Origin of the sequence: Aneurinibacillus sp. Ricciae_BoGa-3 (assembly GCF_028421645.1) — a bacterium.
In the GTDB taxonomy this organism is placed as follows: Bacteria; Bacillota; Bacilli; order Aneurinibacillales; family Aneurinibacillaceae; genus Aneurinibacillus_B.
In genome coordinates this window covers 251149-277868 of sequence record NZ_CP116888.1, presented here as the reverse complement: position 1 = coordinate 277868, position 26720 = coordinate 251149, and the positions used below count along the sequence as shown (strand labels likewise).

Below are 26720 nucleotides of genomic sequence, written 5' to 3'. Positions count from 1 at the left end.
CCACATGAAAAAATTTTGGAAAAACAAAAAAGGATTTATCTCCATCTACATGATACTGTGGATGTCTGTATTAATCCCAATTCTCATGTTTACCGCTATCGATTTGTCTCACTATATCTATGAAGGGGTTCACTTAAAGGCGGTTACAGATAACGCCGCCGCTTCAGCCGTTACGCAAATCAAAGAGGATTTAGTTCCACAGGGTATTTTGCAAATTGATGAAACTAGAGCAACGAATGTAGCCAATCAAGTTATTAAAGATGATGTTCTTTTAAACGATGACTATTCGCCAAAAACGCATAGTGATTTGAGAGATAAAGCAACCGTTAATGTATATGTTGTAAACACAACATCCGATACGGGCTACGATTTCGCTACACCTGCTGGAACGGTTAAAATCTATAAACCTAGCGTCGTTGTTTATGCAAAATATCCTGTGAATGGGCTTTTTTATACCAATGCGAATGTTAACATAGAGCGGGTTGGTGTGAGTCAAGTGCAATTTAATCATGATTAGCGAGAAGTCACCTTCCTCTATAGGTGGGGGATGAATCGCTATTCTTTTTTTCTTGTATAATAATAGAAATTCATAGAAAAGGAGGTGAATCATCACTATGTATCGAGGGCAAAAGATTTATTTTTCTGCTTCTCCAAGAACCATTCAGCAATTATTTGAGTGTAACCGTATTTCTGCTGATATTTGGAATGATTGTCTTGTGGAAGCAAAAAACTATTTTTTTGCTTACAAAAAATGGATAAAAAAATCAGAAATCCAAAAACATCTTAAAGGGAAGTATCGTCTTCATAGTCAGAGCATTCAAGCGGTGGCTCACAAATATTTGGATGCCAGGGATAGTACCTACAAAGCCATTCAAAAAGGAATTAAAACGGCTCGATATCCTTATAAAAAGAAAAAACATTTCAATACTAAATGGGTGGATAAAGCTTTTTCCATTTCGGAAAACGGAACGATTTCCTTGTCATTAGGTGTATTCCACGGGAAACGTGTTCCTCCCTTGGTTTTACATGCGAAACACCTTCCCAAAGGTGATATCAAAGAAATCGAACTTTGCTATGATAATGGACTCTATTTATCTGTTTCTTATGAAGATGGGCAAGAGGAACAACCTTATGAAAAAGGTTTTTCTTGTGCCGTAGATATGGGAGAAATCCATACCATCGCTTCGTTTTGTGAAAATGGAGAAAGCATTCTGGTTTCAGGTCGTAAGATGCGAAGTCTGCATCGTTTACGTAATAAAAAAATAGGCGAACTCCAAAAACGTCAAAGTCATTGTAAAAAAGGTTCTCGCCAATGGAAAAAGTACCAACGAGCAAAACGGTATATTATCTCCAAGAGCGAACATCAATTGCGAGATGCTTTACACAAAACGACCAAATCGTTTGTGGATTGGTGTATCCAACAAAAGATTTCCGATATCTATGTCGGCAATCCTGAAGGGGTACAACGAAAGACCAAGAAAAAGAAACGAAAAAAGACCAATCAGAAGCTATCTAATTGGAGTTTTGGCAAAACCAAAGATTATTTGAAATACAAGGGAAATACTCAAGGAATTAACGTTTTCTTTGTGAGTGAAGCCTATAGCAGTCAAACATGTCCTGTTTGCAAACGAAAAAAGAAAGTGTCTACTCGAAATTATCGTTGTCACTGTGGGTATACGTCTCACCGAGATGTTCACGGAGCCAAAAATATATTGAGTGAATCGTTACGAGGTTCTTTTGAACCTTGGGAAGTAGAAGGTCTTCCCACGTATCTACGACCCGCATAGTTGGGGAGTAGTAGAAGGTGCGAATCCACCCATCGAAAGATGTTGCTTCTTATAGAGACGAGAAGATTCTCTTTCTTCGTGAAAGCGAAAGACCGAATGGTCTTTTAGTAACTTCTTGACTTGAAAGAGAAGAAACCCACACTTCAAGCGAAGCTAAGTGGTGGGAGATTCATTCATCAGCCACAACCATAATGTTTAACCAAAAAAAAGGATTAAAATAGTTTTTTTAAATCCTTCTTTTTTTCTTAACAAATACAGAAAAGATTGATAAACGGCTACCTTGTTAGTCGTTTTTTTTATTTATTGAATAAAACTTGAATAGAATAAAGTATTTGAAAGGAGGTCAGACAGATAAAAAAATACACAGTACAAATAGTCTTAACTTTTTTCGCCTTCATCGCTTTCACAATCGTTGCATCCGCTGCATATGCTGACCCCCAACCTGTTTACTGGACACATCCTGTCCTAAGAGATTATGTCGTCACAGAAGGGTATTGGAACACGGTTCAAGTACAAACTGGAACCCAAACAATACAGGAGTGGAAACAAACAGGCGTTGGCTATAACACACAACAGTGGCAACAAACGGGAACCCATACGGTTCAACAATGGCAACAGACAGGCGGAGGTTATTGGTCAACTCGTCAAGTCTATCAACAAACGAATCCTGGACATTATACAACTACTCGTGAATGGGATGTCGTCACCCCTGGATATACGGTAGCCGTTCCATCTGGCTGGTGTGAAGGCTGGGCGGCTGGTCAGTTTTGGTCTCACGCACCGCCATGTCAATACTCCTATAACGCTAAAAACTATACCGACTATGTTACGATTCCAGATAAATATGGTTGGGTGACAAAACAAGTATATGTCCAACCGACCTACGGTTATGTATCACAACAGTACTATGTGCAACCAACTTACGGATGGGTGAGTCATGAGGAGCCAACGTATGGTTATGTAACGGTTTTTGTTCAACCAACATACGGTTGGGTTCCAAGACAGGTTCCTGTCTATTCTTCTCAGCAAGTTTGGGTTCCACCAGTCATTGGACAACATTATGTGGACGAAACCATCTTGGTAAATCCACCTAGCGTAACCATTACACCAAGCACGAATGATTGGACAAATCATTGTGTTGTTTTAAATCTAACAACAGGAGAAGACGCCAGTGGAGTAAGCCAAATCCAATTACCTAACGGTTCGTGGGTATCAGGTACTTCTGCAACCATCACGGCTCCCACAAATGGAACGTATACCTTCGTTGTGAGAGATAATGCTGGGATTGAGGTTACAAAAAGTATCACCATCAACAATCTGGATACTGACGCTCCTTTTGCTCCAACAATTCAATTAGATGGGGTCGAAAATGAGTGGAATACGAAAAACGTTATCGCAACCATTATGGACAATGGAGATAACGGAGTATCTGGAATCAATCGGATTGAGTACAGTTTGTCAGGTGCAGAAACCAAACCGTTTTCTAGCTACAATTCACCTGTTACGATATCTACTGAAGGAACCACAATTATTTCAGCAAGAGCTATCGATAATGCAGGCAATATTTCTTCAATCGTTACTAAAACGGTTCGTATAGACAAATATCCACCGACTTTAACAGTTACGGAAAATATTGACGAATTGACGAACACAGATGTTGTACTTACAGCCAATGCAGTTGATTCTATCAGTGGTATAAAGCACATTCAACTGCCCAATGGAAATTTTGTTTCGAATTCATCTATAAATTATGTGGTGAGCACGAATGGTTCTTATACTTTTACGGCTGAAGATAATGCTGGTCATCTGGTTACTGTAACAAAATTGGTGAGTAATATTAAGAAAAACGTGTTGATTACCAATAAACCATTGGTTGGATTAGTTCTTCATGCAGAAGATACGTATTCTGGTGTTGCAGAAATGCAATTTAGAAATGAACTTGGTTCTTGGTCACCTTGGGAACCCTACCAAACCAATAAAGACTGGATACTTTCCAATGGAGATGGTTTGAAGCATGTTTGGGTGCAATATAAGGATAATGTAAACAATGTATCCAATCCTATCGAGGATATTATTATTCTGGATACAACCAAACCAACGGTATCTTTCTTCCAAATTAATAATGGAGAAACCTATACTACCTCACAGAATGTGACATTGAAGGTAAACGCATCGGATGCCTTAACAGGTATTAAAGACCTGTATGTTTCCAATGACAATGTGAACTGGACGAAGATTCCATATACGGGAACGTTGAATTGGACGTTATCAAATGGAGATGGAAATAAAACAGTCTACCTGAAAGTTTCGGATGGTGCGGGCAACCTTTCAGATGTGCAAACGAGGAACATTTTTCTTGATGCAACGAAACCATTCGTTTCGATTACGATTAATAACGGAGCGTCCTTTACACCGACAAGAGATGTTCAACTTACCTTGGATTATTCCGATGTTGGAGGAAGTGGGGTAGATACCGTCAAAGTCTTCGAAGGAACGAAAGAATATGACCTACCAAAACCATTAGCCAATGCGCCGATTACGATTCCTTGGACATTGGATTATGGGGTTGTTAAAACCGTATCTATTCAAGCCATTGACAGAGCAGGGAACGTAAGTGATTTAGTAAGGCATTCTATTGTCGTCGATAAATTAACGATTCAACGATTTACGCTTGATAATGTGGTAAATCCATTAGTATTTAATGATTCAAATCCATTTGTACCAAAAGTTTGGGCGTTCGAACCACAGCCGATGCTTGCTGGTGCAAACTTTGATTTCTCGATTGACGTGAAGCAAGCCTCAGACCCATCAGCCGTTACAGATAATGTAACCTACAAAGTTGATGTGATGGGCGACAATGGTTATCATCAAGCGTTTGTCGGAAACATGATGAAGAGTGCAGACCACTATACGCAAACCATTACGTTGCCAAAAGATGTTCCAAATGGAGCAAAGGTATATGTAAATGCAGTGGGAACACGGAAGCTTCTGGTATCCCCTTATGACACGCAAACGGTTTATTTCCCTGGTGCGGATGCTTCTGAGCAAGCTCAAATCGGAACGGTAACAGGCAATATCTATAATACGATTCACTTTAATGAATCTCACTGATAAAAAGAGAGACTTTGCTTCTGCGGAGTCTCTCTTTTACTGTGTTGAGATGTTTAGTCCTCGTGAATAGCGTCAAATTGATTATAAACAAATAAAATTGTATAATATACTATAGACTAAATTGTTGATTTCCTATAAAAAACACAAGAAATCGATTGATTAATTAGTGAAAGAGAAAAGGAGGAGAAGCCTAATCAAAAACCAACGAGGGAAAAAATGGATGACATGGATTGCTCTTGCTGGTATCACACTTGGTAATCTTACGATGATGTCCCTCTCTCCGCAAAAGGTGTATGCATCTACGGTCGTAACAAATACCCAAACACTAACTTTCCCATCGAACACACTACAAAATCGAAGCCAAACGATAACCCTTCCGAGTTTAAAGGATATCACAAGTGTCCAAACAGATAACGGAAATGCATCCTATTCTGTTAATGGTAATCAAGTAACCGTCAATGTCAGCAATGGTACGGGAACTGTCGTTCAAACGGGTGGAAGTTATACACCACCAGCAACCAAGTACGTGACAGGACAAACGAGTGCTGATTACCAGGATGCCCAAGGATATAGCGGAACCTTATCACAATATCTGGAAAGCGGAAGCTATTCGCCATCCGACACGAAGTATGTAACAGGACAAACCAGTGCGAATTATCAGGATGCTCAAGGGTATAGCGGAACGTTAACACAATATGTGGAAAGTGGAAGTGCAACTCCTGCAGATACGAAGTGGGTCACAGCACAAACCTCCCCAAACTACAATTCGGGCGGTTATAGTGGAATCTTATCGCAGTATGTTTACAGCGGAACCTACACACCATCGGATAGCATTAGCTTTACGGGAAATGCAGATGGTGGACAATTCTATGCAAAAGTACCCGATACTAATTTCCAAAATTCCATTAATAATTATAATTACAATGGTTATGTAGGGAATCTTTATCGTAACCATGTAGATTGGACGATGCAGTCCCATCAGTATTTAGCTCCAACAGAGATAGAGGTAGATTCAACAGACCCAAGTGGTCTTAACTTCGACTACAATGAAGCTGTTCAAAAAATTGAAGCAATGGGTCTTAGCCACGTAACGATTGAGAATTATTATTGGGCAAATAATCCGACACGAAATGCATATTCAACTGACCCCCCTTATTGTAGTACTTCTTATCCTTGTACATGGGAGAGAATGATGCATGGAGATGTCTATGGTGACCTTTTTACTGCGAATGTAGTGTATACAGGTACACTTATTAAACCCGCTTCCGATACAAGGGTATATCGTTACCAAGGGTATGTGACCAGACCTGCTTCGGATACAAGGGTGTTTAAGTATCAGGGGAATGTAACGAAACCTGCTTCAGACACCAGAGTATTTAAATATCAAGGGAATGTAACAAAACCAGCCGTTGATACCAGGACTTGGGAAACTCGTTACGCATATAATGTCACGATTCATTATACTTCCGCTCCTAATGCTCCAATCCTTAACGTTGATGCACCTGATAACCAATGGGTAAGTCAGGATGTTAACGTCAATATTGCGGATGGTGGAAATACAGATGCTTCTGGTTTTCATGTGGAATATTCACTTGAAGGTGCGACCAATCAAAATTGGACAACCTATTTTACACCTTTCGCCATTTCAGCGGATGGCGTGACAACCATACATGCAAGAGTAGTCAACAATGACGGAAGCATATCCGATGAAATAACCAAGACCATTAAAATTGATAAACTGCCTCCAAACTTATCTGTGACATCCGATACTTCTGATTTAACAAATACGAATGTTACCTTGACGGCTATTGCAACCGATACAGGGACAGGAGTGAAAAGAATTCAGTTACACGATGGAAACTGGATTTCAGGAAGCCAAGCCACTTATCAGGTTGCACAAAATGGAACCTATTCCTTTACAGCCGAAGATTATATGGGGCATACCAAAACCGTTTCTTATGTCGTAAGTAATATCAAGAAAAACGTGTTGATTACAAACAAACCTTTAGTTGGTTTACTGCTTCATGCCGAAGATACCTATTCTGGCGTTGCACAAATGCAGTTTAGAAACGAACATGGAAGCTGGTCATCTTGGGAGCCTTATCAAACCAATAAAGATTGGACGCTCTCAAATGGAGATGGACTCAAACACGTTTGGGTTCAATATGCAGACCAAGCAGGAAACGCTTCAGCTCCAATCGAGGATATTATTATTCTCGATACAATGAAACCAACTATTTCATTGTTTAACATCAACGATAATGCCTCTTACACGAATAACCCGAATGTAACGTTAGCAATTAAAGGAAGTGATTCTTTAACAGGTGTTAAAGATATGTTCGTATCTAACGATGGTGTGAACTGGACGCAAATGCCTTATGCAGAAAGTCTCAACTGGACACTATCTAATGGAGATGGAAATAAAACGGTTTATCTGAAAATATCAGATGTAGCTGGAAATATCTCAACGATTTCAACCGCTAATATCTTCTTAGATACAACAAAACCAGTTGTCTCCATTCAAATCAATCACGGAGCAACCTTTACACCAACAAGAGATGTTCAACTCACATTGAACTATTCGGATATTGGTGGTAGCGGAATTGATACTGTGAATATCATCGAAGGAAATCGTGAGTATACGCTTCCGAAACCAGTAGCCAATGCACCGCTTACACTTCCTTGGACATTGGATTATGGTATGACACGAACGGTTTCCATACAAGCCATCGATAAAGCGGGTAACGTAAGTGATATAGCAAGCGCATCGATTGTGGTTGATAAATTAACGCTTCAACGCTTTACCATTGAAAATGTGGTGAATCCGTTGCAATTTAACGATTCCAATCCATTCGTGCCAAAGGTTTGGGCATTTGAACCCCAACCGATGCTGGCAGGAGGAAACTTCACTTTCTCGGTTGACCTCAAAGAACCATATGACAGTTCGGTTGTCACAGATGGTGTTTCTTACAAAGTAGATGTGGTTGGCGACAATGGCTACCATCAAGCGTTTCTCGGAACCATGAATAAAAGTGCAAACCATTACACACAAACTATTACGTTGCCGAAAGATGTTCCAAATGGAGCCAATGTATATGTAAGTGCAGTGGGAACACGAAAACTTCTGGTTTCCCCTTATGACACGCAAACCGTTTACTTCCCTGGTGCAGATTCTTCGGAACAAGCCAAAATTGGAACGGTTACGGGTAATATCTACAATGCCATTCACTTCAATGAAACCCATTAATAAAAGAGAGACTTTGCATAAAGGCAAGGTCTCTTTTAATTTGACAAATAATAACCATTTAGAAATCAAAATCATTTATATGTTATAATATACTATAGTCAATAAATATTAAATTGAGTTTATATGTTTTAGAAAAATCAATGTTAAAAGAAAGGAGGACGGATAACATCGTTTGTTTTTCACAAAAGAATAAGTCCTGTGAGGAAAGGAGGTGTATTGAACATTGCGAGATAAAAAAATCCGAAAAAGAATTAAACGTTCATTACTGACGCTTTTCTTAGGGGCATCCTTGTTTGCGGGATTAAATACAGTGGAATCTCATGCTTCGCAACAGGTCTGGAACTATGGATTTACAGGTAATGTTCAGACCTTTACGGCTCCTTATACGGGAACCTATCAAGTAGAAACATGGGGTGCTCAAGGCGGTCAAGGTGGCGCACCAGGGGGTTATTCCAAAGGACAAGTTTATCTGTACGCAGGAACCAATTTATATGTTTCTGTTGGTGGACAAGGAGGCTCACCATACGGCGGATGGAACGGAGGAGGAGATGGCGGAAGTTCCTATGGCAAATACGGAAGCGGTGGCGGTGGTGCTACGGATATGCGCTTGTACAACACTAACCTTTACAATCGAATCATCGTTAGTGGAGGCGGTGGAGGCGGTGGTGGTAACATTGCTGTTACCGAAACAGGTTTCGGTGGTGGGAGCGTAGGTGGCGGTGGTGCAAAAAATACCTGCTGTTCTTTCAATGGTTATTATGGTCAATCAGGTTTTGGAGGCACACAAGAATATGGTGGCGCACCTGGTACATCCTATGATTATATCTGGACATCTCCTACCGCAGGTTCATTTGGAATGGGTGGCAACGGTGGTACAGGAAGTATTAACAACTGGTACAATTATAATGGAAACGGCGGTGGTGGCGGTTACTACGGTGGTGGTGGCGGAACAGGAAGCGGATATATGAGTGGATACACGGGTGGCGGTGGCGGTGGTTCAGGCTACGTTGGAGGCGTTCAAAACGGTCAAATGTTTTCTGGAAACCAATGGTTTATATCCCCTTGGGGAAGTAATGAATTCGGACATTCTGGAAATGGCTATGCCAGAATATCGATAGAAGTCGCTCCTCCAACCATAAATTTATCTGCAGATACCTCTTCTTGGACTAATCAAGGCGTTTCAATAACGGCTACAGCTTCAGCTTCGCCTATTGCAGGTTTGAAGGGAATCCATCTTCCTGATGGGAATTTTGTTTCTTCAAGTTCTGTTAACTTTACTGTATACGCCAATGGAAGCTATACATTTGTTGCGGAAGACAATGGAGGAAATCAAACCGCCCAGACCATTATGGTTTCCAATATTGATAAAAACCTTCCTTCTTTGTCTGTTTCGGCTAATCCACAATCGTTTACTTCGGGGAATGTAACCCTACATGCAACAGCATCGGATAATCAAAGTGGAATCAAGCGAGTCTTAATTCCTGATGGTGCAACACATGGGTTAAGAGGGGAGTATTATGCAGAACCAACACCTGTTCCTTCTCCTACGATAAGAGGAACGAAAAAGTTTGAGAGAATTGACCCTCAAGTTAATATGAATTGGGGAGCAGGAAGTCCAGATAGCTCCTTGCCTTCTGATGGTTTTAACGTGGTTTGGACAGGATTTGTTCAAGTTCCGCAATCGGGTGATGTTACCTTCCAAACCATAACGGATGATGGAGCAAGGCTTTGGGTCAACAATACCATGCTCGTTGATAAATGGGTAGAACAAGGAGGTACTGCTTGGAATGGAACTGTCCATTTGGATGCAGGAAAGTGGTATCCCATTCGGATGGAATACTATGAAAATCAAGGAAATGCAGAGGCTGTTCTTCAATGGAAGTATGCAGGACTCAGTGATTTTCAAGTCATCCCAAGTCAATACCTTTTAGCTGGTGATTGGGTGAATGCTTCTTCCGCAACTACAACGGTTTCAAGTAATGGAACGTATCCATTTATTGCCGAAGACAATGCAGGGAATATCAGTTCCCAAAGCGTGGATGTCTATAATATTGATACTCAAGCTCCAAATCCTCCTACAATTTCAACCAATGGACAAGATGGGGCATGGAATGGTCAAGATATTGCGGCAACCATCACAGATAACGGAGATAATGGCATTTCAGGCGTAAATCGAACCGAGTACAGCCTTTCTGGAGTGAATAATATTCCGTGGACAACCTATGGAAGTCCCATTACGCTTTCAACAGATGGAACCACAACGGTTTCGGCAAGAACTGTGGATAATGCAGGTAATATCTCGTCCGTTGCAACCAAAACGATTCGGATTGACAAATTACCGCCAACGATGTCTGTAACAAAAGATATCAATGATTTGACCAATACGGATGTTATTTTAACGGTAAATGCAAATGACCTTGGAAGTGGTGTGAAACGTTTAACACTACCTGATGGAAACTATGTAAATGGTTCTTCTGCTTCTTACCAAGTAAGCACGAACGGAACCTATCGATTTATTGGAGAAGATAATGTTGGACATCAGATGATTGTTGATTATCCAGTAAATAACATCAAAAAAAATGTGCTAATCACAAACAAGCCATTGGTTGGATTAGTACTCCATGCTGAAGATATTTATTCAGGTGTTGCACAAATGCAATTCAGAAACGAACATGGAAATTGGTCGCCTTGGGAAGCCTACAAAACGAACAAAGATTGGATGCTTTCCAATGGAGATGGACTCAAACATGTTTGGGTACAATATGCGGATGCAGTTGGTAATGTTTCGACTCCAATAGAGGATATTATTATCCTCGATATGACGCCGCCAACTATTTCTTCGTTCGCTCTGAACAATGGGAATTCCTACACCAATAATCCACATGTGAACGTAACTTTAAGTAGTTCAGATGCTTTAACAGGAGTTAAAGATATCTATCTCTCCAACGATGGTGTAAATTGGACACAAATGCCTTACACCCAAGCAGTCGATTGGATACTATCCAATGGAGATGGGAACAAAACGGTATACCTCAAAGTTTCGGATGGTGCGGGTAACATATCAGACGTGCAAGCCAAGTCCATCTTCCTTGATACGACTAAGCCAGTCGCCTCCATCCAAATCAATAACGGAGCTACCTTTACCGCAACGAGAGACGTTCAGCTAACCTTAAACTATTCGGATGTAGGGGGCAGTGGTGTAGATATTGTGAAAGTCTTTGAAGGCACGAAAGAATATGACCTTCCAAAACCAATTCCGAACGCACCGATTACGATTCCTTGGACATTGGATTTCGGTGTAAGTCGAACGGTTTCCGTTCAAGTTATTGATAAGGCTGGTAATGCGAGTGATATATCAAGTGCTTCCATTGTGGTTGATAAACTAACGCTTAATAAATTTACCCTTGATAATGTGGTTAACCCGTTAGTCTTTAACGACTCAAACCCATATGTGCCACAAGTTTGGGCGTTCACACCACAATCTATGCTGGCAGGAGGAAATTTTACCTTCTCGATAGACTTGAAACAAGCCACTGACCCAACTGCGGTTACAGATAACGTTATGTATAAAGCGGATGTGGTTGGCGACAATGGCTATCATCAGGCATTCACTGGAACCATGATGAAAAGTGCAGACCATTACACGCAAACCATCACATTACCGAAAGACACACCAAATGGAGCCAAGGTATATGTGAGTGCAGTGGCTACACGAAAACTGCTAGTTTCGCCGTATGACACGCAAACCGTTTACTTCCCTGGTGCAGATTCTTCGGAACAAGCCCAAATTGGAACGGTGACAGGTAATATCTACAATGCCATTCATTTCAACGAAACCCATTAATAAAAAAGAGAGACTTTGCTTTTGCAGAGCCTCTCTTTTTGTATTCCGATATATTAGGATTTATATTGTCTTACTATTCTTTATTGATTATAGGAAATTAAGATTATATAATAGACTATAAACAACAATAAATCGCATAAGCTAATAAAAAAGAGAGGGGGAATGTTGAATCAAAAAAAGGAAAAAATGGGGTACATGGATTGCGGTAGCAGGAGTCTTATTGAGTCAGCTTATAATAGCTTCCATGTCGCCTCCAAAAGCAGAGGCTTCCACAGCCGTATTGAAGACCCAAACCGTTTCGTTTCCATCCAATAACCAACAGAATAGAAGCCAAACCGTTACGATTGCCAATCTTAAACAGGTTCAAAGCGTTAGCGTAGATAACGGGAATGTCTCTTATTCTGTCAATGGGAATCAAGTAACCGTCAATGTAAGCAATGGTTATGGTACGGTGGTGCAAACAGGTGGCAGTTATACGCCTGCAGATACCAAGTGGGTATCAGGACAGACAGGCTCCTATTATAGTGATTGGCAAGGGTATTGGGGTTGGCTTTCTTCTTATGTGGAAAGTGGGAGTTATACACCACAAAGTTGTCAAACAGTCTGGGTCAATATCCACTCTATGTATTGGGATTATTTTGGTCGAGAATATTATTATGCTGGAGGCTATGTTCAACCTCACGTATATAAATTTTATAATGCCTTTTATTACGACAATGATAATCAACCGCTTTATTCTTCAACAGAATTTCCTTACTATGATTATAGTACATGGAGTTGGGCAGAGTGGTTTTATGCAAACGTATGTACACCAGCATCCGATACTCGTGTTTGGAAATATCAAGGAAATGTGACAAGACCAGCAGTTGACAATCGGACTTGGGAATCTCGTTATGCTTATACGGTAACGATTAAATACATTGACCCGCCTAACGCTCCAATCATTGCGCTAAATACTCCTGAAAACCAATGGACTGAGCAAAATGTGAATGTAACCATCACAGATAATGGCAATACGGGTTTATCAGGATTCCATTTAGAATATTCCCTTGCAGGTTCAACCAATCAGAATTGGACAACCTATTTTACGCCTTTTACGCTTTCAACGGATGGTGTGACAAGTATATCTGCAAGAGTTGTGAATAATGATGGAAGTATTTCAGATGTAACAACCAAAACCATCAAAATTGATAAGTTGCCACCAGACTTAACGATTGTACCTGATATATTGGACTTAACCAATACCGATGTTGTTTTGAACCTAACCGCAACAGATGCGGGAACAGGAGTAAAACGAGTTCAATTGCCAGATGGGAACTGGATAAATGGCAGTACAGCATCCTTTCAAGTAGGGCAGAACGGTACGTATTCCTTCCAGGCAGAAGATAACATGGGACATGTTTCTTCTAAATCTTATACCGTTTCCAATATTAAGCGGAATGTGCTTATTACCAACAAACCATTGGTGGGATTAGTCCTCCATGCCGAAGACACTTATTCGGGAGTAGCCAAAATGCAGTTTAGAAATGAACATGGTTCTTGGTCGCCTTGGGAGCCTTATCAAACCAACAAAGACTGGATACTCTCAAACGGAGATGGACTCAAACATGTTTGGGTGCAATATGCAGACCAGGTAGGAAATATTTCGACTGCCATTGAGGATATTATCATTCTCGATACCACACCGCCCACAATTTCTTCCTTTTCCATTAACAATGGGGATTCCTTTACGAACAATCCTAATGTTACCCTCGCACTAAGTGGCTCTGACACCCTAACAGGTGTTAAAGATGTTTATCTTTCCAATGACGGAATCACTTGGTCACAAATGCCTTATAGCCAATCTTTGAATTGGACATTATCCAATGGAGATGGCAACAAAACGGTCTTTGTAAAAATATCCGACGTTGCAGGCAACATGTCGTCAATCCGAACAGCAAGTATTTTTTCTGATACGACAAAGCCATTGGCGTCCATTCAAATCAATCATGGTGCGATATTTACAGCAACAAGAGATGTTCAGTTAACTTTGAATTATTCAGATGTCGGAGGAAGTGGAGTGGATAGGGTTAAGGTGTTTGAAGGGACAAGAGAATATGACCTGCCACAACCGATTCCGAATGCGCCCATTACGATTCCTTGGACACTGGATTATGGCGTTGTAAAAACGGTTTCCATTCAAGTTGTTGATAAAGCTGGAAATATAAGTGACAGAATAAATGCCAGCATCATCATAGACAAACTGACGCTTCAACGATTTACTCTTGAAAATGTCGTGAATCCGCTAGTCTTTAACGGTTCAAATCCATTTGCACCAAAAGTTTGGGCGTTTGAACCACAGCCGATGCTTGCGGGGGGCAATTTTAGCTTCTCGGTTGACGTGAAGCAAGCTACCGACCCATCAGCCGTTACAGATGATGTAACCTATAAAGTGGATGTGATTGGCGATAACGGCTATCATCAAGCGTTTGTCGGAGACATGATGAAGAGTGCAGACCACTATACGCAAACCATTACGTTACCAAAAGATACACCAAATGGAGCGAAGGTTTATGTAAGTGCAGTGGCAACACGAAAACTCCTTGTATCCCCTTATGACACGCAAACCGTATACTTCCCTGGTTCGGATTCTTCGGAACAAGCGCAAGTTGGAACAGTTACAGGAAATATCTATAATGTGATTCACTTTAATGAAATGCATTAACAAAAAGAGACTCTGTTTGAAAAATTACAGAGTCTCTTTTTTGATTAAATGATTAAGAAAACATGTTTTTTATTTTGTATTACTCGAAACGATGATAGCCCTACCTCTCTATCATTCTTGCGGCTCCTAAGACCGCTCCAGTGTGAATCGTGTTGTACTTATTATCTTATGCGGTTTAGGTAAAAACTATGTAAAAGTCCAAAATAAAAGTCACCTATACAGGTGACTAAAAAGATTTGTTTTAGTTATGTTATGCCGTTTCTATCTCACTGGTTATATCTGATACTTCCTGTATGGTTTGTTCTTTTAATTTCTTATTCAACCTATAATTATCCTCTATAATGCCAAAGATTAAACAGCCAGAGCCAACTACGGCACTTAAAATTCCTGCTCCGATATACCCTAATCCTCTTACCCCGATAATCATGTAGTTATAAGCATCGCCACCAACAATATGCCCCGTTGAATCACCCAATGAAGGATAATTAGAGTCGTAGTTGCCATACCTGTACATGGTAACAAAACCAACGATGGCTAAAATGACGGATACCACATAAAGACAAACCCCTAAACTTTTCATTATCTTTTCCACCCTTCTAATCTGTTATGGGAAAATCTCCTATCTTATTTTAAATGATTTAACTCGAAATTTATAGTAAAAATTAACAATAAAATGAATATCTTTCTTCAAATTTACTATGGTCATCAAATTTTATTTACATGACAATAGTCTATAATAAAATTATAATAAAGATAATAGAAGATAAAACGGGGGTGATAGTGATAGATGAAACTTAAAAACAAGACCAGAGAGCATATGCGTAAGAATAAAATACTTTCTCTTTCCGTAATTGCAGGTTTAGTGCTGTCTTCCATACTATTTTTCCCGATTAAAAGTTTCGCTTATAATGCGACGGTTCCAGATATTGTGCAAGTCACTAACAAAGGGAATTCGGCTTGGGTTAAGTGGGGCGTTCCAATGTTACCTGAAAACACAAGGCAAACCATTAACTTTGATGGAGCGGGCAGTTATTCGCTGTACACAGGTGAACGAAACACGATTGGGAATCAATCCATTGTAAGAGAAAGTTACGATGGTTCTAATGCTTTAAAGGTGAACGACACATGGGGACCTCATGGTAATGCCGATTGGTGGCAAGCGTGGAATAACTACCAATATGTAAGAGAATCACGGGTATATGTCCCGTGGGGAAGGTTTTATGATGTACATGATGGAGAATATTTCTCCCTCACGCTAAAGCTACGCACACAAGGAAATCTTAACCATATCGTTTTCTTAGGAGAGGGAGGTCTTGGAAGAAATTCCGTATCATTTGATAACAATGACCCCAATTCTGCTTATCACGCTGGACAAAAGATTTATTTAACACAAACCGCTTATGTGGGAAGTCGATACATTTATGTAGATAAACCCCAACTACTGGAACAATTCATACACACGCCTGCGATTATTTTTTATTCTGGAAATTATGCTGGACAAACCTTTCAAATCATGTCGGTTAATAGAAATACAGGTTTAGTCGAACTGAATGCAGGAATCCCAAGAACCGTATATGCATGGGAAGAATTAAAAACCTATACGTGGCATAACGGGTTAGCGAAAGATGACTCAAATATCAATACCAATAACAATTGGGTCACATACAGTATGAACATGAAAGTACAGGACAACAATTGGAACTTTAAAATTAGCGAAGCAGGTTTGTTGTTCTTTCTTCAATATGAAGTGCCTCCTGGTTCCATTATGTGGATAGATGATATCAAATACGGACTCGCCACAAAAATTCGTTTGTATCGGAACGGAACGCTCCTTCCGATGACGAATGACCAATCATACATGTCCGAATTTGAAGATACAAGTGCCAAAGATTATGCCGCTCCTAATCGTCCTTCTAATGTACAATTGACCCAAACAAACGGGAATTATCGTTTATCTTGGAATTCCTCCTCAGACAATGGAAGTCCCTATACGTATAACATTACAAGCGTGAATAAATATGGCGAAGAATCTCCTCTCAGTGCAAGTAAGGTTGTAACCGTGATTTCTGGATTAGCAAAATATCGAGTTTATAGCGGGTCAACTTTGATAGGTGAGACGACGAATATGCAAATGGATATTCCTTCTTCCCAAAGCACCAATTTAAGTGTAGTAGCCGTCGATAATGCAGGAAATCAGTCAACACAAGCTTTCGTTCCGAACTTAACCATCACACCAAACACATTGAATTGGACAAAGGATGCGATGACATTAAACGTAACGGCATCCGATGTCAACGGAATCCATCATATCCAAACGCCAGATGGAAATTGGGTTTATGCCAATTCTCTAAGTTACCTTGTATCAGCCAATAATGCTTACACCTTTGTTGCGGTTGATAATGTAGGAAACCAATCAACAAAGTCGATTTTAGTCAACAATTTGGATACAATTCCTCCAACTCCACCGATTCTTTCTAGCAATGGTTCATGGATAAATGTCTCGTCAGTTCCCGTTACCATTATTCCTGGTACAGATAATCAATCAGGAGTTAATCGAACAGAATACAAATTAGAGGGGGCAACCAATCAAGGGTATGTTAGCTATACACAATCCTTTTCAATAAAGAATGAAGGGGTTACGAAAATAACTGCAAGAACCATTGATAATGTAGGAAACGTGTCACAAGAAACATACGGATATGTACGGATTGACCGAAGTTCTCCTATTAATACGAGCATATCCATTCAGAAAAAGTAAGGTAGCAAGATGGAAAACGAATAAAACTAAGAAGGAAGAGGAGTAGTCATTACTCTTCTTTTTTCTTTTAGTCTATAAAACTAATATGGTGACAATAGTGTATAATATAAAATATAATAAAGGTATCCTTTACGTCACATCGTTACAAAATAGGGGGTGAAAAAAATGATTTATCGAAAGAAGAGAAAACCAGGAAATCTTACAAAGAAAATGGTTTCCGTTTTATCAATCACTTGTTTATTGCTCTCTTCCATTGGATTTTTTCCGCTAAAAAGTTTCGCTTATAATGGAACGGTTCCTGATTTGATGCAGGTTGAAAATAACGGAAATTCTGCTTATTTACGGTGGGGTGTGGACATGCCACCAGAAAATGTTTTATATCAAACGTCCTTTGAGCCAGGTCAAGAAAGACCGAGTTTACAAGGGGGTGGGAATCCCTATTATGGAAATCAATCGTTTTCAACGGATACCGCCTATGGAGGTAGTTGGAGCTTAAAGCTAACGGATACCGTGTCTGGAATGTCAGGTAATGGTTATTGGTATCCACAAACAAGGGCAGATAATAGTGCTCATATATATTCAGGGAGAAGTATCCCAAATAATTCCCACTTAAGTGTTACCTTTAAAGTAAAGGCAGTGAGTGGTACAAAAGCCGTTGTGACAGCTTTCAATGGAAGTCCTTGGGGTAAACAAGGCATACCGATAAGAACGATATATGGAGAGCAAGTCTATTATGCTCAACGAATAGATTGGAATTATCCGCCGACTACTTTTAGAGTCTTTACCTATTCGGGTGATTTAAGCTTTGATACCAACACGCTTTATCATGTCGTCAGTTCAAGAAATAGCAATCATGATTATGGTATTTTATTTTATCGTTGGGATGCTTGGAACAAACGGTTTGTTATTGACCAAAATGATGTAGGCAGGCTTCCTTGGTCTTCTTCTAGTCCGTTGGGTAGAATTTATGTACCAAATCGAGAGGTTTTTGATTATGGCTCAACGTTAATCGGAAATGATTGGGCAAGCGTTGGTTTTGGTAGTGCAAACATTCCGATTGATAACCAATGGCATACCCTGTCCTTTAATGCAAAAGCCTCATACTGGAATTATGATTTTCAGGCGGATGGCTTTGATATGAGAAACAGTTGGTCTACTAACGGAACGATGTATATGGATGAAATGAAGATGGGTTATGCCACGCAGGTTAAAATCTATCGAAATGGACAGCAAGTTCCATTAACTGAAGACCAGTCCTATTTATCCGAGTATCAAGATGCTCAAGCCAAAGATACCGCACCTCCTTCTTCTCCAACCAACGTTTATTCTTCTTTTACAAACGGAACGGTTCATTTATCATGGAATCCTTCATCTGATAATGGTACGTACTATCAGTACAATGTATCTAGTGTCAATCACTATGGTCAAGAATCACCCTGGAGCACAACGAAAGGCGTATGGGTGACATCTGGATTAGCTAAATATCAAATTTATAAAGGCTCCACATTGGTAGGCGAAACGACGAATAATCAAATGGATATGCCATTGTCGGACGCAAATAATTTAAGTGTGGTAGCCATCGACAATGCAGGGAATAAATCAAACCCATCATATACTCCAAATCTAACGATTACCCCTAATAACACGAATTGGGTTAACGGAACGCTCACATTAACAGCTACGGCATCTGATACAAAAGGAATCCATCATATTCAAACACCAGACGGCAATTGGGTTTATTCGAACGCAGTCAATTACGTGGTTTCATCTAATGGTACTTATCTTTTTATTACGGTAGATAACATTGGAAACCAAAACACAGAGCCGATTATGGTGGACAACATTGACCAAACTTCCCCAACCCCACCTCTCATTGCGAACAATAACTCCTGGACAAATAACTCTTCTGTTTTGGTTTCAATACAATCGGGAGGGGATATTCAATCAGGGGTTAACCGAACGGAATACAAATTAGAGGGAGCGACCAATCAAGGTTATGTGTCTTATTCTCAACCTATTTCCATAACGAATGAAGGGGTTACGAAAATAACAGCAAGAACGATAGATAATGTCGGAAACATTTCGAGTGAAACAACATCATACGTACGAATCGATAGAAGTGCTCCAATTAATTCAAGTATTCTCATTCAGAAAAAGTAAGAGTAAACCATTAGAAAAGAACAGCATTGATGTTTTCTTTTCTACATCTTTTAAAGCGATTAACAATCAAGAAAGAAAAAGTTCTTACCATAATAAAAACAAAAGATTGAAATGAGAGGAGGGAAAAAATCTGAAAACAAAAAGAACAATATTAAAAAAGTACTTTTCTCAAGTGGTTCTTTCTACTTTATTAATCATTTCATCAATAGGTTTGCCAAGCTTTGCATATGCACAGACACCGAACCTCATCTTAACGCCTAACGCTTTGGGAAACTTTATTCATTTGGATTGGAATTCACCTGACAATCAACAACCCTATAATTATATGTTGTATAGGAAACAAGAAGGGGGTTCAACATTTCAAACCGTTCCTGCAAAAGCAACGGCTAACGTATTAAATATTTATCCGCCAGTTTCCCTCTCGATAAGCTTTACCAATTGGAAAGGTCAGAGTTTTACACTTCCAAAATCAGCAAGTTTGAAAATGTGGATGGAAACACCCAATGCAGAAAATCCGAGGGGATATGGTAAAGGTTTAATAAATGTGGATGCTGTATCTATTCCAGATTTTAATAAAAATCCTGATGCGTATTTAAAAAATCCAGACGGTACGTACAAATATGATGCTGTTTTTGAAGGTGCTTGGGATGGTAATGGTTTTCAACCAGAAGATGACTACAGTCCACAAGCGGTTGCATCTTTAAAGAAGTGGATAGCAGATGGAAGAGGGTATTTAGCAGGACATGATACTATCATGTATCAAACTGTATGGAATACCCATACAGACGAATTGCGACAGTGGTTAAACATTAAAGTCGTGGGTCTCGATTCTGCTGTGCCAAATAATATTCCAACGGCTGGAGACTATTCAGGCAATGTGACGGTTAGAGTCAAAAACAAAGGACTATTAACAAACTATCCTTGGAACATTGGGGATGTCGGAACGATTCTAACCGTTCCCGCCTCTCATACCACATCTCAAATTTCATATGGAGATGTTTGGATGGACTACACCAATTTTAATGGAAGTAGTACAGATATTTACGGACAAGGTAATGGAAACTACTATCTTTCCACTTGGAATAACACAGCTATGATTCAAACAGGACATAGTACAGGCAATGCAACGCCTGATGAACAAAAAGTGCTTGCAAATACCCTGTTTTATCTGTCTCAAATCACGAATCAAACCTCATGGGATGAACATTCTGGTCAAGATTTCAATGCGCCAAATGCGCCAACGATTACGAATGTCGTTCCAAATAGCAAAACTTCTCAAATCAGTGTAGATTACAGCTCTGCTTCGGATAACGGAACAACCTATCAATATTATGTTCAAGCAATAGGAATGAATAATAATGCGAGAATCAATTCCAACATCCAGACGAGTACCATTACATCAGGAATCAAAGGGTATTCCATTATGGTTGATAATAACCCGAATACGATTCCAGATGGAATCATTGAAACGACATCGACACACTATGTGTTAAATCAAAACATCAATTGTCGTGATTTTTATGTTCATGTTGCCGCTATCGATAATGCTGGTAATATGTCAAGTATCGCTCATTATCATTATGTGGACAATACGCCTCCGAATTTGTCAGTGGTCGCTTCCACCACGAACTGGATTAACGGAAATGCAACGTTGACAGCAACCGCATCGGATAGTGAGTCAGGACTTTATGGCATTCAACTTCCCGATGGGAACTGGATTCAGAATGGTTCAGTAAGTTATACTGTTTCAGCGAACGGTACGTATACGTTTCAAGCAAGGGATAATGCGGGGAATATTACGACGAAATCAATTACGGTATCCAATATTGATACCACTGCGCCTGGTTCACCTGTCATAACCACAAATTCGTCTTGGATAAACGCCTCTTCGGTTCCTGTATCCATTACATCTGGAGTGGATGGGCAATCTGGTGTAAATAAAACGGAATACAAATTAGAAGGCGCAACCAATCAAGGATATATCAGCTATTCGCAACCCTTTTCAATAAGCAATGAAAGGGTTACTAAAATAACAGCAAGAAGTATCGATAACGTGGGAAATGTTTCGAGCGAAAGTGTATCCTATGTGAGAATCGATAGAAGTGTGCCTATGAACACAAGCATCACGATTCAACTAAAGTGAGAATAAAGTAAAACGAACAGTGGAGGGCTTCCACTGTTCTTGTTTTTAAGAGTCTATCTAAATGAAAGGAGACTATCTTTCATACAATATAAGAGAAGGTAGAACTTTATATGAAATCGAATAGAGGAATATACTCAACCTATCAAATTCCTGAAGAAGAGAGAGGAGAAATAAATGTATCGAAAAAGACCTATTATCTCATTTCAACGGTTATGTGCGATGTTTCTTGCCATTCTTTTCGTTGTGTCTTTTATATATCCACCTATCAAAAGTTATGCAGAGCCACGGATGACATGCACCATTTTACAATAACTTCTGCTGGTGACAATCTTCCTGCATGGAATTGGCATCCACAAGCTACGGTGTCAAAGGATAATTCTTTGGTGTATAGCGGTGGAAGAGGCTGGTCATTGGTCGCTCTTGACCCAAAAACCATGAATGTTATCAAGCAACAGGACTATGACACTTATGGAAACTTGAATCTGGGAGATAATTTAGCCAATGACATTAACAACCTTCCAAGAGGAACGGTTATTTTTCTCGCAATTAATGACGCCATTGGTACATTGACTACAAATCTTAGAAACACCATGAAGGCGATTGGTCTTACGAATGCAAATACCATTAACTATGATGGCAATTGGAGCTATCAACTACCTGGTCAACGCATGAGTTTGGTGTTTGGTGTATATAAGGGTGGTTCTCAAATCCTGTATGACTATGACAACACAGGTTCCACGATTCTTACGAAATCGGTAGATATTCGAGAGCAAAGACCAGCCTTAACCATTACGCCTAACCCATCAGGAAACTTTGTTCATATGGATTGGAATCCTCCTGAAAATGGACAGCCATACAACTATATGGTTTATAAAAAGCAAGAAGGTGTATCTTCCTTCCAAACGGTTCCTGCAAAAGCAACCTCCCACGTATTAAATATCTATCCATCTGTTTCGGACACCATTTCGTTTACCAACTGGAAAGGTCAATCATACACACTTCCAAAATCAGCAAGTTTGAAAATGTGGATGGAACAACCGAATAATGAAGACCCAAAAGGTTACGGAAAAGGATTAATCAATGTCGATTCCGTTTCCAAAGATGATTTCAACGCTAATCCCAATGCGTATTTAAAAAATGCAGATGGAAGTTGGAAATACGATACCGTCTTCTTTGGTTCTTGGGATTGTAACGGTTCGTGCGACATTTCAGGTGATATCTCCACCCAAGCAAGAGATACCTTGATTCCTTGGATACAAAGCGGTAGAGGCATACTTTTTGGTCACGATACCTTGATACAAAGCAACGGTTGGGGAGGACACCCTAATTTTACATCCTTACGTTTTTACTTCAACATTGAAAATGGTGGATTTGAAGTTGCGGATATCCCTTGGATTGGTTCATCACAAGTACAAATACAAAAGAAAGGTCTATTAACCAATTATCCTTGGTCGATTGGCGATATTGGCACGGTTTTGGACACGCCTTATTCGCACTCGACAGGAGATATAGCTGTAGGGGATATTTGGATGCAATACTACCATCCATCTGCTCCATTGACAACGGGTGCTGTGATTTCAGACCCGAATACAGGTCTTGGAACCAATAACTTTTATCTGACAACATGGAACAACACTGCCATGATTCAAACAGGTCATAGTAGTGGAATGGCAACGCCTGATGAACAAAAAGTGCTTGCGAATACCTTGTTTTATCTGTCTCAAACCACAAATCAAACCTCATGGGATGAACATTCTGGACAAGATTTAACGCCTCCAGATGCACCACCCATCACAAACGTTGTTCCTGATGTAAATGCAAATAAAACCGAAATTGGTTATACGAGTGTTTCAGATAAAGGGACAACCTATCAGTATTATGTAGAAGCAATTGGTGCAAATGATAACGTGAGAACCCAATCGGATATCAAAACCCTTACCATCACATCTGGACTAAAAGGCTATTCTATTGTGGTTGATACAAATCCCAATACAATTCCAGACGCAACGATTGAAACAACGTCCACGCATTACACGGTAAATCAACTCATAGCTCATGACTTTTATGTGCATGTGGCATCCGTGGACAATGCAGGAAACATTTCAAACGTCTCTCATTATCATTATGTAGACAATACACCTCCAACTTTATCTGTCGCTTCTTCGAACACAAACTGGACGACAGGGAATGTTGTTTTAACCGCAACAGCTTCAGATAATGAATCAGGTCTGAATAGCATCCAAACACCTGATGGAAACTGGATTCAATCGAGTTCCGCTACCTATACGGTTTCTTCGAATGGAACGTTTACCTTTGTTGCTAAAGACAACATGGGCAATACCACGACAAAAACGATTGTCGTTTCCAATATTGATAAAACCGTTCCGACTGAGCCTGTTATCAACAATAATACTTCTTGGACAAACGTTTCTTCCGTTCCTGTATCTGTTACTTCTGGACAAGACGGACAATCTGGTGTGAGCAAAACAGAATATAAATTGGAAGGGGCAACCAATCAAGGATATGTCACCTATGCACAATCCTTCGCTATTACGAATGAAGGGGTTACGAAAATAACCGCAAGAACATTTGATAACGTTGGTAACGTTTCGAATGAGACGGTATCCTATGTGCGAATCGATAGAAGTGCTCCAATGAATACCAGTATTCTCATTCAACTGAAATAATTTTTCTTCTTAAGGGGTTCCGAATAGGAGCCTCTTATTGTTATTTATGTCATTAAATAAATCACTTAGTTTATGGTATAATTGACTATAATCAATCAAAGTAAATAAAAAAAGAAACAAAAAAGAAATGAATAGTTGTGCTAGTCCATAAAATAAAGAAGAAAAATAAACATAGAGGAAGGGGGAAAAGGCTTGAAAATAAGAACCTATTTAAGCCTGAAACGAATCAAGATTCATTTTTTGTTATTTTTAATCGTTCTTTCGTTGATGACAACGCCATTTAGAAGCTTTGCACAATCCAGCAATTTTACATTAACTGCAACTCCGAATCCCAATCAAAATGGTGTGCAATTAAATTGGAATAGTCCCTATGTTAATACACCCACAACCTATATGGTGTATCGAGTCAATTCGTCGGGTAGTTGGGAGAGTATTCCCTCTAAGTCATCCGTAAAAGTTTTAAATATTTATCCTGATGGCATAGGCATTACGAACACAGGACTATCGGGTGGACAAGTTGACTTAGATGGTAAACCCGTACCTGATTCGGGTATTCTCAAAACCTGGTTAGAAAAAGAAAACATCAATAGTGTTTCGATTGACACCGTATCTCTTTCAAGTTTTAACGCCAACCCATCCCAATATTTAAAAAAAGTAAATGGAGCTTGGAACTACGATGCTGTTTTTTATGGCATGTGGAACTTGCTTCCTGACGTTATTTATCCAAATGATATAGCCGTTGAATATTTAAGAGCCTATATAAAGGATGGGGGAGGGTTTATGACTTCTCACCATACCATCGGATACCGTGCCTTAGATAGAGGGGTAAACAAGTTAGCCAATGAACTTGGCGTCGAAATTTTCTCCAACCAAACGTATTCAAAGTGTCCAGATTATGCGGGTACGGATGCATATGGAACGATGTTTTCCACGGTATCTTTTTTACAACCAGAAAATGTTCCTTGTGACTATTCCAGCTATTGGCCGTCAGGGGATAAGGTTGAAATTGTAAAAAAAGGATTGCTTACGGAATTCCCGTTTAAAGTAGGAGACCTTGGTCAAATCTATCAAATTCCTTATCATCATGGTTTGAATGTGTTCGCAAAAGGCGAAGTCTGGATGAAAACGGTAAACCCAACAGGTTTCTATAACATTCCTTTTAAAGAATTTACGGTTTCACCAAGAACAGGTGCAAGTGGAACGAATAACTTTTACGTTCATACCTTTAACAATACCGCCATCATCAATTCTGGTCACTCTTTCCCTCAAATCTCTCAAGCGGAAGTGAGGATTATAGCGAATACCCTGTTTTATCTCTCTCAAACCACGCCTAATCTGTCATGGTTAGATAGAATTGGGATGGATACAGCCGCTCCAAATGCACCTGCAGTCAGCGTGAGTTCAGATAGAGCAAATGGAGAAACACTCTCTATCGGTAGCACAGACAACGGTGTGACATCCCAATACCTGGTAAAGGCAAGAACTGCGGTTAATGAAATACAGTCCAATACCGCTTCTGTAACCCTAACAGCAGGCATCAAAGGATACAGCTATGTGATTGACCACAATCCAAATACAGTTCCAGATAGTATTGTGGATACAACATCGACAGCTATTGAGGCTCCAAGAGACAAAGCCTTTTATGTCCATGTTGTGGCGATTGATAATGCAGGAAACGTATCCCCTGTAACCCATTTTCATTACCTCGATAATCAACCTCCTTCTTTGACTCTTAGCGTAAACACCTCGAATTGGATGAATAATAGCCATCTAACTATCCATGCGGTTGCTACAGATAGTGGGGCGGGTGTTTTAAGAATTCAGCTTCCAGATGGAAATTATGTAAATCAATCCATTGTGGATTACAATGTTGGGAAAAATGGAACCTATTCCTTTACCGCCTATGACAATGCGGGGAATGCGGTGACAAAACCCTTTACGGTATCTAATTTTGATACGACTGCACCGACAAGTCCTACTATCCAGACCCAAAGCAATTGGATAAATGTTTCGTCCGTAAATGTAACGATTTTATCGGGTAGTGATTCACAATCGGGTGTAAATCGAACGGAATACAAATTAGAGGGCGCAACCAATCAAGGGTATGTCACCTATGCTCAACCTTTCAGCATTACAAATGAAGGGGTTACGAAAATAACCCCTAGAACGATTGATAATGTAGGGAATATATCCAATGAAACGATATCCTATGTACGTATTGACCGAACGGCTCCAGTCAACACCAGTATTACGATTCAGTTAAAACCATAAACAATTTA

General features: G+C 39.8%; 12 protein-coding genes. 11 read left to right on the top strand and 1 reads right to left on the bottom strand.

All coding sequences use genetic code 11. The features are described from left to right. The first annotated feature begins 4 nt into the window (after window positions 1-4). From PP175_RS27000 to PP175_RS26975, 6 genes are all read left to right on the top strand, one after another. On the top strand, window positions 5-517 hold the full coding sequence (locus tag PP175_RS27000) for a TadE/TadG family type IV pilus assembly protein (protein ID WP_272444182.1): 513 nt from the start codon (window positions 5-7) through the stop codon (window positions 515-517). Window positions 518-614: 97 nt separating this feature from the next. Then, window positions 615-1787: an RNA-guided endonuclease InsQ/TnpB family protein gene (locus PP175_RS26995; protein ID WP_272444181.1), complete on the top strand. Its 1173-nt coding sequence runs from the start codon at window positions 615-617 to the stop codon at window positions 1785-1787. A gap of 852 nt (window positions 1788-2639) precedes the next feature. Further along, on the top strand, window positions 2640-4898 hold the full coding sequence (locus PP175_RS26990; protein ID WP_272444180.1) for an OmpL47-type beta-barrel domain-containing protein: 2259 nt from the start codon (window positions 2640-2642) through the stop codon (window positions 4896-4898). 220 nt (window positions 4899-5118) lie between these two features. Next, a complete protein-coding gene (locus PP175_RS26985) occupies window positions 5119-8145 on the top strand; it encodes a hypothetical protein (RefSeq protein ID WP_272444179.1) in 3027 nt (1008 codons plus the stop codon). Between the two features lie 223 nt (window positions 8146-8368). Next, on the top strand, window positions 8369-11989 hold the full coding sequence (locus tag PP175_RS26980) for an OmpL47-type beta-barrel domain-containing protein (RefSeq protein ID WP_272444178.1): 3621 nt from the start codon (window positions 8369-8371) through the stop codon (window positions 11987-11989). A 220-nt stretch (window positions 11990-12209) separates the two neighbouring features. Continuing rightward, entirely contained in the window at window positions 12210-14693 is a 2484-nt protein-coding gene (locus PP175_RS26975) for a hypothetical protein (RefSeq protein ID WP_272444177.1), read from the top strand. Between the two features lie 250 nt (window positions 14694-14943). On the opposite strand, the gene PP175_RS26970 is transcribed toward PP175_RS26975, so the two are convergent. Beyond that, complete coding sequence (locus tag PP175_RS26970) at window positions 14944-15273, bottom strand: hypothetical protein (RefSeq protein WP_272444176.1); 330 nt, start codon at window positions 15271-15273, stop codon at window positions 14944-14946. A 207-nt stretch (window positions 15274-15480) separates the two neighbouring features. On the opposite strand from PP175_RS26970, the gene PP175_RS26965 reads away from it, so the two are divergent. The 5 genes from PP175_RS26965 to PP175_RS26945 all read left to right on the top strand — a co-directional run bounded on the left by PP175_RS26965 (window position 15481) and on the right by PP175_RS26945 (window position 26712). Further along, complete coding sequence (locus PP175_RS26965) at window positions 15481-17451, top strand: OmpL47-type beta-barrel domain-containing protein (RefSeq protein WP_272444175.1); 1971 nt, start codon at window positions 15481-15483, stop codon at window positions 17449-17451. Window positions 17452-17616: 165 nt separating this feature from the next. Continuing rightward, window positions 17617-19611: an OmpL47-type beta-barrel domain-containing protein gene (locus tag PP175_RS26960; RefSeq protein WP_272444174.1), complete on the top strand. Its 1995-nt coding sequence runs from the start codon at window positions 17617-17619 to the stop codon at window positions 19609-19611. Window positions 19612-19894: 283 nt separating this feature from the next. After that, window positions 19895-21754: an OmpL47-type beta-barrel domain-containing protein gene (locus tag PP175_RS26955; RefSeq protein WP_272444173.1), complete on the top strand. Its 1860-nt coding sequence runs from the start codon at window positions 19895-19897 to the stop codon at window positions 21752-21754. A 110-nt stretch (window positions 21755-21864) separates the two neighbouring features. Next, the gene (locus PP175_RS26950) at window positions 21865-24441 is read left to right on the top strand and encodes an OmpL47-type beta-barrel domain-containing protein (protein WP_272444172.1); all 2577 of its coding nucleotides are present in this window, start codon (window positions 21865-21867) and stop codon (window positions 24439-24441) included. 192 nt (window positions 24442-24633) lie between these two features. Continuing rightward, on the top strand, window positions 24634-26712 hold the full coding sequence (locus PP175_RS26945; RefSeq protein WP_272444171.1) for an OmpL47-type beta-barrel domain-containing protein: 2079 nt from the start codon (window positions 24634-24636) through the stop codon (window positions 26710-26712). The last annotated feature ends 8 nt before the right edge of the window (window positions 26713-26720 follow it).

What these genes read in the sequence shown, in the direction of transcription:
- PP175_RS27000 (WP_272444182.1), top strand. Translation starts at nt 5, where the DNA reads ATGAAAAAATTTTGGAAAAACAAAAAAGGATTTATCTCCATCTACATG.
- PP175_RS26995 (WP_272444181.1), top strand. Translation starts at nt 615, where the DNA reads ATGTATCGAGGGCAAAAGATTTATTTTTCTGCTTCTCCAAGAACCATT.
- PP175_RS26985 (WP_272444179.1), top strand. Translation starts at nt 5,119, where the DNA reads ATGACATGGATTGCTCTTGCTGGTATCACACTTGGTAATCTTACGATG.
- PP175_RS26970 (WP_272444176.1), bottom strand. Translation starts at nt 15,273, where the DNA reads ATGAAAAGTTTAGGGGTTTGTCTTTATGTGGTATCCGTCATTTTAGCC.
- PP175_RS26965 (WP_272444175.1), top strand. Translation starts at nt 15,481, where the DNA reads ATGAAACTTAAAAACAAGACCAGAGAGCATATGCGTAAGAATAAAATA.
- PP175_RS26960 (WP_272444174.1), top strand. Translation starts at nt 17,617, where the DNA reads ATGATTTATCGAAAGAAGAGAAAACCAGGAAATCTTACAAAGAAAATG.
- PP175_RS26950 (WP_272444172.1), top strand. Translation starts at nt 21,865, where the DNA reads ATGAAATCGAATAGAGGAATATACTCAACCTATCAAATTCCTGAAGAA.